Below are 5113 nucleotides of genomic sequence, written 5' to 3' on the forward strand. Positions count from 1 at the left end.
TTCGGTACTGCCGGCGGGTGGGGGGTCAGCGCATCGAGGCGACGAGGCTGGCCGGGCGCAGGTCCGTCCAGTGCGTCTCGACGTACTCGAGGCAGGCGGCGCGGGTGTCCTCGCCGTGCACGGTCCGCCAGCCGGCCGGGACGTCCACGGTGGACGGCCACAGCGAGTGCTGGTTCTCGTCGTTGACCAGGACCAGGAAGGTGCCGTTCTCGTCTTCGAAGGGGTTGCTCATGACTTCTTCTCCTCTGTGAGGGCGGCCCGGCCGAGTGCCGGGGTGGCGACGAGCAGGGCGAACGCGACGAGCGCGACCGCGGCGTGGGCGAACATGGTGAGCGGGACGCCGAGGGCCTCGACCATGACGCCGATCAGGAGGTTGCCGATCGGGGTGGCGGCCAGGGTGAACAGCGCGAGGATCGACATGACCCGGCCGCGCATCTCCGGCGCGGACCAGCGCTGGGCCAGCGAAACCAGCACCAGCGCGGTGAGCCCGGCGACCAGTCCCAGTGCGAAGAACGCGGCGATGCTGACGGCCAGGGAGCCCGTGGCGAGCAGGGCCAGGCAGCCGACCTGGGCGCCGAGCCCGCACGTCGCCAGCAGCCCGGCCCGTGCCCGGGGCGGCCACTTGACCGAGACGATGAAGGCCAGGGACGCGCCGAGCGTCATGGCGGTGAGCAGCCAGCCGGCGCCCTTCTGGCCGCCGAGCAGGACGAGCCCGAGGTTGATCGGCCCGGCCCCGCTGAGCTCGAGGAGCCCGGTGACGATCATGGCGGTGCGCAGTGCCGGGCGGACGGCGACGTAACGGCAGCCCTCGCCGACGTCCTTCAGGAGCTGCTTGACCTTGACGCGTTCGCGGGGTTCGGCCTTGCTCATCGTCCTGGTGTTCCCGGCCGCGACGGCGGAGACGAGGAAGCTGACCCCGTTGACGACGGCGACGGTGACGAGCCCGCCGAGCCCGGCCAGCCACGACCCGAGCGCACCGCCGGCGGCCTGGCCCCCGCGGACGGCGGCGAGGTAGACGGCGTTGCCCCGCACGAGGTGCTCGGGCGGCAGCAGGTTGGGCCGCAGCGCGTCGGAGGCCGGGATGAAGAAGGCACTGGCGACGGCCATGACGACGATCAGCCCGGTCAGCAACGGCAGCGAAGGCCCGGCGAACAGGACACAGACGGCCCCGGTGACCATGGCGGCCGCCCGGACGAGGTCGGTGGTGATCAGCACCCGCCGCGGTCCGGTCCGATCGGCGACCGCGCCGCCGACGAGCAGGGTCAGCACCTTGGGCAGCGACCCGAGGGCGAGCACGAGCCCGGCGAGCGCGGGCCCGGCCGCCCCGACGAGGGTGACGGAGAGGGCGATCAGCCAGACGGCGTCGCCGAAGGAGGACAGCCCCATGGCGAGCACCAGCCCGAGGAAGGGAGCAGGCAGCGCGGACCGCGACTGCGGCGGCTCGACAACGGCGGTCATGCCGGACCCCCGCCCGGTGCCAGGGGTCGTGAGTGGGAAACCGGGTTAGAACACTGTTTCCCACTCACGACCAGCCGCGGCAGACCCACCAACCCGCCGGTCACGACAGCACCTGCTCACGAACCGCGTCCGCCTGACCCGGGAACCACACGTCTTCCGAGGTCAGGGCGTCCGCGCGGTACTGGCCCAGCGCGCTGATCAGCAACCGCAGCTCCAGCGCCAGCGCCTCCACGAACCGGACCAGGCCCTCGCGCGGATCGGTGTCCACGGCCAGCAACGCCGCACGCCCCAGGCCGGCCGCGCGCGCTCCGAGCGCCAGGACCTTCGCCACCCGGGTGCCTTCCCACATCCGGCCGGACGTCAGCAGGCAGCCGTCCGGCGTGCCGATCCGGGACAGGCACTCGGCCAACGGGAGGCCGACGCCGAGGAACGCCGTCGGGGCCCAGCCGGTGCCGGCTTCGGCGCCGTCGACCGTCACCGCGTCCGCACCCGCCGCCCAGGCCACCGCGGCCGCCGAAGCGACGTCGCGGCCGGGGAGGAGCTTGACCCAGACGCCCGCGCGCGGGAAGTTGTTGCGCATCAAGCGGATCTGCTGGCGCAGGATCTCCGAGGTGAACGTCCCGGGGCTGCTGCTGCGGAGCACCCCCTCGCCCAGCCCGATGTCCACTGTGTACTGCTCGGCCAGCCGTTCCGCCGACGACGAGTCGACCAGGGTCATCCCGCCGAGGCCGGGCTTCGCGCCCTGGCCCACCTTCAGCTCGAACGCCAGCCGCCCGGAGTCCAGCAGCGGGGCCGCCGACGGGTCGGAATACACGAGGTTCCACACCTCGGCGTCGGCGTCTTCCGTGCTCTGCTGCACGACGACGCCGCCGAGGCCGTCCGGGACCGCGTCGCCGTAGGCCCGCAGGCGCTCCAGCAGCGTGCCCGCCGCCGCACCACCCGTCCGGCCGTGGCCGTGGACCGGGACGACGTTCTCGCCGACCACCATCGGGATGCCGAGCCGGGCGGCCTGGGCGCTCGCCGCCGCGCCGAGACCGGCGCCGGCGACCTGCGTCGAGCCGAACGCCGAGAGGTACAGCGGCAGGGCCGAAGCGAACCCGCCGATGACGGTGTCGAGCGCGACGTCGCCGTACAGCGGCTCGCGGCCCAGCTCGATCAGCTTCTCCAGCCGCCGCGGCATGAACACCGGCGGCACCAGCCGAGCCGACTCCAAAGAATCACCCGAAACACCCGCAGAGAAACCGAACAGCGTCGTCCCGTACTCGGCCGCGGGCGGGAAGACCGCCGCGGCGCCCAGCCGGGCCCGCGCCCGGACGTCGTCCTCGGGGAAGCCCCCGGCGTGCAGCGCGGTCACGGCGACACCACGCCCGGCAGCTTCGGGAACGCCGTGGCCTGCCACACCGCGTCGAGCCCGGCGACGTAGCGGGTGAACCGCTGGACGCCGAGGCCGAACCCGGCGCTGGCCGGGATGCCTTCGCGGACCAGGTCGAGGTACCAGGCGTACTTGGCCGGGTTCTCCCCCGTCTCGCGCATCCGCGTGACGATGCGGCCGTACTCGTGCTCGCGTTCGCTGCCGCTGCACAGCTCGCCGTAGCCCTCCGGCGCGATCAGGTCGAAGTTGCGCAGGATGCCGGGCTGGGACGTGGCTTCGCGGTCGTAGAACCCGCGCGAGCCCTTGGGGTAGTCGACGAGGAAGAACGGCCGGGCGTGCTTCTCCGACAGGATCGCCTCGCCCGCCCAGTCGATCTCGGCGTCGGCACTCTGCGGATGGCCGAGTTCGCGGAGGGTCTCGACGGCGGTGGTGTGCGACAGCCGGCCGAACGCGCCGCCGAGCAGATCGGTGAACGCGCCCGAATCGCGGCCGAGGGCCTCCAGCACGTCACCGGCGTCCTCGACGACCCGGCGCACGACGTGGGCGACGAGGTCCTGCAGCAGATCGAGGACGTCATCGCGGGACGCGCCGGAGACCTCGACGTCGAGCTGGTGGAACTCGGCCAGGTGGCGGCTGGTGTTCGCCGTCTCCAGCGGCTCGAGCCGGACGTTGGGGGCCACGTAGAAGATCTTGTCGAAGCCCAGCAGCGACGCCTGCTTGTAGAGGATCGCGCTGGTCATCAGCTTGTAGCGGTGGCCGTAGTAGTCGACGTCCACCTGCTTCGCGCCGCGGCCGCCCGGGTCGGTGACCGGGCCGATCACCGGCGGCAGCAGCTCGACGAAGCCGCGGCCGCCGAGGAACGCACGGGCCTCGCTGACCATCCGGTGCTGCAGCCGCAGCACGTGCTTGGTCGTCTCCGCGGTCAGGTGCGTGCGCGGGTCCGGCGGCACGGCGGCGGGATCGGTGTACTCCATGGCGATTTCACTCCCAGCTGGGTCGGCTGACGGGGCTCAGGCGCGGGCGGGTTCGGTGCTCGGGCCCGGCAGGACGGGATCGAGCCGCCGCCGGTGGTAGGACAGGTCGGCGAGCATCCGGGTCGCGCTGACCCGGTCGCGGCTGCGGCGGCCGCCGAGCGCGGCCGGCAGCGGCATCCGCCCGGTGTGCCACCACTGCAGGCGGCCTTCGTCGTCGAGCACGCACCGGGTTTCGTTGCCGTTGTCGGGGTGCAGGCAGTACGGGACGTCGAGCAGGCCGCGTTCGAACGCGGCCGGGAGCGCCTCGGTCAACGTGGGCGCGAGGGAGCGCACCTCGTCGACCAGCAGGCGGGCCTGCAGGTAGACCTCGGTGTCCCCGGCGGGCGGCAGGCCGGGCGCGGGCTGGTCGAGCGCGGTGGCGTGGGCCAGCCGCAGCGCGTCGACGTTCTCTTCGACGGTCGGGATCCGGTGGGCCTCGGCGGTGGTCTTGACGATCAGCCGCTCGGTGCCGGTGCGCACGGCCAGCCGCACGCTGTCGGCGAGCAGCTCCCGGGCCCCGGCGGGGCTTTCCGGGAACAGGCCCATGTAGGTGTAGAGCACGACGTGGTAGTCCACTGTAGACAATTCCTCCGCGCACAGCCGCCGCATCGCCCACAGCGCTTCGGCGTCCTGCTCGGCGCTGGTCTGCTGGGCGTAGCTGGCGGACACGCTGCGCACGCCGTGTTCGGCGAAGAACAGGCACTCCAGCACGGAAAGCGCGACGAGCAGCCCGGGCGGGCACAGCTGGCCGAGCATGCAGCCGCCGAAGCTCTCCAGGTGGCAGAGCACGCCGCGGTCGGCCTGGGAAGCCAGCAGCTTCGCCGAGCGGGACCAGGACGCCGTCGCCGTCCGCAGCGGCACGCTGCTGTAGGGCAGGCAGTAGGAGACCGGGCCGCCTTCGGAGGCGTCCAGGCCGGATTCGAGCATCGCGGCGAAGATGTCCTCCGGCTGCGGCGAACCGTGGCGCACCTGGATCGGGAACCGCGGGCCGAAGAGGCCGTCCAGGACCTCGGCGGTGACGCCGGTGCCGAGGGCCACGAGCGGGTAGCCGTTGAGCTGGACGCCGGACTCGATCGACATCGCGGCGAGGTCGTGCTGCCCGGTGCGGGTGTAACTGTCGAGCGTCACGGTGCCGACGGCCGGCACCCCGGCCCCGGCGACCGCGTGCAGCCCGCGGCGCATCATGGCGGGATCCGAGAACCCCATCCGCGGCTGGACGAGCAGCGTCCGGCTGCGGCGGTGCTCGGCCACGAAGCTGCTGAACACCGAC

The 5113-nt window shown here is 73.0% G+C and carries 5 protein-coding genes; all 5 read right to left on the reverse strand.

The features are described 5' to 3' along the window. Positions 1-25: 25 nt before the first annotated feature. The 5 genes from ACGFMK_RS32330 to ACGFMK_RS32350 all read right to left on the reverse strand — a co-directional run bounded on the left by ACGFMK_RS32330 (position 26) and on the right by ACGFMK_RS32350 (position 5109). A complete protein-coding gene (locus ACGFMK_RS32330; protein WP_323328229.1) occupies positions 26-232 on the reverse strand; it encodes an MbtH family protein in 207 nt (68 codons plus the stop codon). Continuing rightward, positions 229-1458 (reverse strand): MFS transporter, encoded by a 1230-nt coding sequence (locus ACGFMK_RS32335; protein WP_392771280.1) that lies wholly within the window; start codon positions 1456-1458, stop codon positions 229-231. The genes ACGFMK_RS32330 and ACGFMK_RS32335 overlap by 4 nt, the downstream gene beginning before the upstream one ends. A 100-nt stretch (positions 1459-1558) precedes the next feature. Beyond that, entirely contained in the window at positions 1559-2812 is a 1254-nt protein-coding gene (locus ACGFMK_RS32340) for a glutamate synthase-related protein (RefSeq protein ID WP_392771283.1), read from the reverse strand. Then, positions 2809-3804, reverse strand: coding sequence for an asparagine synthetase A (locus ACGFMK_RS32345; RefSeq protein WP_392771286.1), 996 nt, complete (start codon positions 3802-3804; stop codon positions 2809-2811). Before ACGFMK_RS32345 ends, ACGFMK_RS32340 begins: the two co-directional genes overlap by 4 nt. A 36-nt stretch (positions 3805-3840) precedes the next feature. Further along, positions 3841-5109 carry a methylaspartate mutase gene (locus ACGFMK_RS32350; protein ID WP_392771293.1) on the reverse strand — a complete coding sequence of 423 codons (1269 nt, stop codon included), beginning with the start codon at positions 5107-5109 and terminating at the stop codon, positions 3841-3843. Positions 5110-5113: the final 4 nt, after the last annotated feature.

Source organism: Amycolatopsis sp. NPDC049252 (assembly GCF_043197175.1).
Taxonomy (GTDB): Bacteria; Actinomycetota; Actinomycetes; order Mycobacteriales; family Pseudonocardiaceae; genus Amycolatopsis.

Excerpts from the sequence above, each read along its gene's own strand:
- ACGFMK_RS32330 (WP_323328229.1), bottom strand. The coding sequence starts at position 232 with ATGAGCAACCCCTTCGAAGACGAGAACGGCACCTTCCTGGTCCTGGTC.
- ACGFMK_RS32335 (WP_392771280.1), bottom strand. The coding sequence starts at position 1,458 with ATGACCGCCGTTGTCGAGCCGCCGCAGTCGCGGTCCGCGCTGCCTGCT.
- ACGFMK_RS32345 (WP_392771286.1), bottom strand. The coding sequence starts at position 3,804 with ATGGAGTACACCGATCCCGCCGCCGTGCCGCCGGACCCGCGCACGCAC.